This is a genomic window from Roseateles sp. P5_B10 (assembly GCF_056400485.1).
In genome coordinates, this window is sequence record NZ_JBFULE010000553.1 from 1 (window position 1) to 3,600 (window position 3,600).

Genomic DNA, 3,600 nt, shown 5'->3' on the forward strand with positions numbered 1-3,600 from the left:
TCGGTGGCCTGTCGGGTGACTACTTCTACATGCACTTCGACGAAGTGGCGGCCAAGGAATCGCCCATCGGCAGGCGCATCGCCCACGGCTACTTTGTGCTGTCGGCCGCGGCCGGCCTGTTCGTCAGCCCGGCGCCGGGCCCGGTGCTCGCGAACTACGGCTTGGAGAATCTGCGCTTCGTCACGCCTGTGGCGATCGGCGACACCATCCAGGCGCGCCTGACCGCCAAGCGCAAGATCGACCGCCCGCCGCGCGACGACCAGCCCGCGCAAGGCGTCATCGGCTGGGACGTGGCCGTGACCAACCAGCGTGACGAGCTCTGCGCGAGCTACGAAATCCTGACCTTGGTGGCCAAGCGCATCGCGGGATGAACGCAGCGCAGGCCCGAGCAATCGCCTTGGGCCTGCCCGGTGCGGTCGAAACGCCGCATCACGAACTGACGTCCTTCCGGCTGCCAGGCGCGAAGGGCAAGATCTTCGCGACGATGACGCCCGACGGCGCGGAGTTGCGCGTCTTCATCAAGGACGAGGATTCGCGCGATGCGTGGATCGATCGTGAGGCAGGCGTCGTTGAGCCGCTGTTCTGGAGCGCCAGGCGCTGCGGCGTGAAGCTGCTGCTCGCGAAAGCCAAGCTGGGCTGCGTCAAGGAGTTGCTCTCGCAGTCCTGGCGCGAGAACGGCGGCCCGGACGCTTGAACTAGCGAGTGACCGGGCCCTCGCCGGCAGCCGCCTTCAGGTCTGCGCGGCGTGCGCCCGTGAAGCGCTTGGCCCAGTAGGAATCGCGCATGTCTTCCACCCGCACGGCGCTGCCGGTGCGCGGGGCATGGATGAACTTGCCTTCGCCGACATAGATGCCCACGTGGCTGAAGGTGCGCTTCATCGTGTTGAAGAACACCAGGTCGCCAGGCTTGAGTTCGTTCTGGTGGATGGGCAGCAGGCTGCTGTCCTTGGCCTGTTCGTCGGCGCGGCGCGGCAGCACCAGGCCCACGCTCATCTCGAAGATGTGGCGGGTGAAGCCGCTGCAGTCAAAGCCGTTCTCGACCGAATTGCCACCGCGCGTGTAACGCACGCCAAGGAAGTTCATGGCCGACAGCACCAGATCGGACGCGGTGTCGCGCACGCTGGCCAGCAGGCGAGATGACCCGCCCGATTCAGCGCTGGCCAGCAGGCCGCGTTCGCTAAGGAAGCGGCTGACGGCGTCCTGGGCCGTTGCGGGCTTGGTGGCGGCTGCCGGTTGGGTGTTGGCCTTGTCCGTGGCGGCCTGCTGCTGCAGGCTCTGACCGTAGGCTCCCGTCATCGTGCCTGGTGGCGGCGTGACTGTCGCGGCCTGGGCCACGCCTTGCGCATGCGCAGCAAAGCTGGCGGCCAGGAGGCCGGCAACAGCGATGCGGTTCAGCAGGGCAGCAGACAAGGGCATTCAGGAAGAGAGAAACCGGGGCGGACCGTGGGCGGTCGCGATAGCGGAGTGGGACAGCGGCGCGGAGGTTAGGGGGGCACCCTGGCACCGTCAATCGAAGCGGACGTAAAGCGCGCGATTTTCAGGGCAAACCCCGGCTTGGCCGACGGCGAACCCCGTAAAAACCCTGCAATTCATCACGCCAAGGTGTTGCGAAAGGTCAGATTGCCGTCAGTGCCCCGGATTCACACTCCCCGCATGACCAAGTCCTATGCCGAATTCCACAGACGATCGTTGAGCGAGCGCGACGCCTTCTGGGCCGAGCAAGCCAGGCGCATTGATTGGCAGACGCCGCCGCAGCAAATCTGTGATGCAAGCAACCCACCGTTCGCACGTTGGTTCGTCGGTGGCACGACCAATCTCTGCCACAACGCGGTGGATCGGCATGCCGCCACGCGGCCCGACGACCGCGCGCTGATCTGGGTGTCGACCGAAGTCGGGCAGGAAAAGGTCTACAGCTTTGCCGAACTGCAGGCTGAGGTCGAGGTGATGGCCGCCATGCTGGTCGCGCAGGGGGTGGGCTCCGGCGACCGCGTGCTGATCTACATGCCCATGATTCCGGAGGCCGCGTTCGCGATGCTGGCCTGTGCGCGCATCGGCGCCATCCATTCGGTCGTGTTCGGGGGCTTCGCATCGGTCAGCCTGGCCAGCCGCATCGAGGACGCGACGCCGAAACTCATCGTCAGCGCCGACGCGGGCAGCCGCGCCGGCAAGACGCTGCCCTACAAGCCGCTGCTCGACGAGGCCATTCAGTTGTCCGCGCACAAGCCCGCCGCGGTGCTGATGGTGGACCGCGGCCTGGTGYCTTTCGAGCTGGTGGCTGGCCGCGACCTGGACTACGCCGCGCTGCGCCGCCAACATGCCGACGCTTGCGTGCCCTGCGTCTGGCTCGAGTCCAACACGCCGAGCTACACCCTCTACACCAGCGGCACGACAGGCAGGCCCAAGGGCGTGCAACGCGACGTCGGCGGCCATGCGGTCGCGCTGGCCACCAGCATGGACTGGATCTTTGGCGGCAAACCGGGCGAGACGTTCTTCTCCACCAGCGACATCGGCTGGGTCGTGGGCCACAGCTACATCGTCTACGGCCCGCTGATTGCCGGCATGGCGACGCTGATGTACGAGGGCACGCCGGTCAACCCTGACGCAGCCGTGCTGTGGAGCCTGGTCGAGAAATACAAGGTGACCGTCATGTTCAGCGCGCCGACGGCGGTGCGCGTGCTGAAGAAGCATGACGCCGCGCTGCTCAAGCGCCACGACCTGTCGTCGCTGCGCGCGCTCTTCCTGGCCGGTGAACCGCTGGACGAGCCCACGGCGAGCTGGATTGCCGACGGTCTTGGCGTCCCGATCATCGACAACTACTGGCAGACCGAGACCGGCTGGCCGCTGCTGACGGTGGCCCACCACATCCCGGGTGTCGAAGCCGTGCCGACGCGCCTGGGCTCGCCCGGCGTGGCGATGTATGGCTATGACGTGAAGCTGCTCGACGAGAACACCGGCGCCGAGCTCACCGAGCCCAACCAGAAGGGCGTGCTCGTCATCGAGCATCCGCTGCCGCCGGGCACGTTGCAGACGGTCTGGGGCGACGACGCGCGCTTCGTCAACACCTATTGGAAGAGCGTGCCGGGCCGCGAGCTGTACTCCACCTTCGACTGGGGCCTGCGCGATGCCGACGGCTACACCTTCATCCTCGGCCGCACGGACGACGTCATCAATGTGGCCGGCCACCGCCTGGGTACGCGTGAGATCGAGGAATGCATTTCGGGCCACAAGGCGGTGGCCGAGGTCGCCGTCGTCGGCGTGGCTGATCAACTCAAGGGCCAGGTCGCCATCGCCTTCGTGGTGTTGCGCGACCCCGGCCAAGCCTCGCTCGCGCTGGAGGGCGAGGTCATGAAGCATGTCGACGCCCAGCTGGGTGCGGTGGCGCGGCCGGCGCGCGTCTACTTCGTGACGCTGCTGCCCAAGACGCGATCGGGCAAGCTGCTGCGCCGCGCGCTGCAGGCTGTGGCCGAGGGGCGTGATCCGGGCGACCTGACGACGCTGGACGATCCGAGCGCATTGATCCAAGTAAAAACCCTGCTGCAGAAATAGGGGAGTGCCGAACGGCTGACGCCGATCCGGCCGAGAGAATCGCGCCCTTCCCACA

Annotated in this window: 4 protein-coding genes; 3 read left to right on the plus strand and 1 reads right to left on the minus strand. The window is 66.9% G+C overall.

Going from position 1 to position 3,600, the window contains the following annotated elements:
* Nucleotides 1-371: MaoC/PaaZ C-terminal domain-containing protein (locus AC1DU6_RS23680; protein ID WP_477860035.1), on the plus strand; the 371-nt coding region annotated here is incomplete at its 5' end.
* Nucleotides 368-694 carry an MmcQ/YjbR family DNA-binding protein gene (locus tag AC1DU6_RS23685; RefSeq protein WP_457324584.1) on the plus strand — a complete coding sequence of 109 codons (327 nt, stop codon included), beginning with the start codon at nucleotides 368-370 and terminating at the stop codon, nucleotides 692-694. The genes AC1DU6_RS23680 and AC1DU6_RS23685, both read left to right, overlap by 4 nt.
* A 1-nt stretch (nucleotide 695) precedes the next feature.
* On the opposite strand, the gene AC1DU6_RS23690 is transcribed toward AC1DU6_RS23685, so the two are convergent.
* Nucleotides 696-1,415, minus strand: a complete 720-nt coding sequence (locus tag AC1DU6_RS23690) for a C40 family peptidase (RefSeq protein WP_477860037.1) — start codon at nucleotides 1,413-1,415, stop codon at nucleotides 696-698.
* 237 nt (nucleotides 1,416-1,652) lie between these two features.
* Here AC1DU6_RS23690 and AC1DU6_RS23695 point away from each other — a divergent pair, with 237 nt between their 5' ends.
* Nucleotides 1,653-3,545, plus strand: coding sequence for a propionate--CoA ligase (locus tag AC1DU6_RS23695; RefSeq protein WP_477860039.1), 1,893 nt, complete (start codon nucleotides 1,653-1,655; stop codon nucleotides 3,543-3,545).
* Nucleotides 3,546-3,600: the final 55 nt, after the last annotated feature.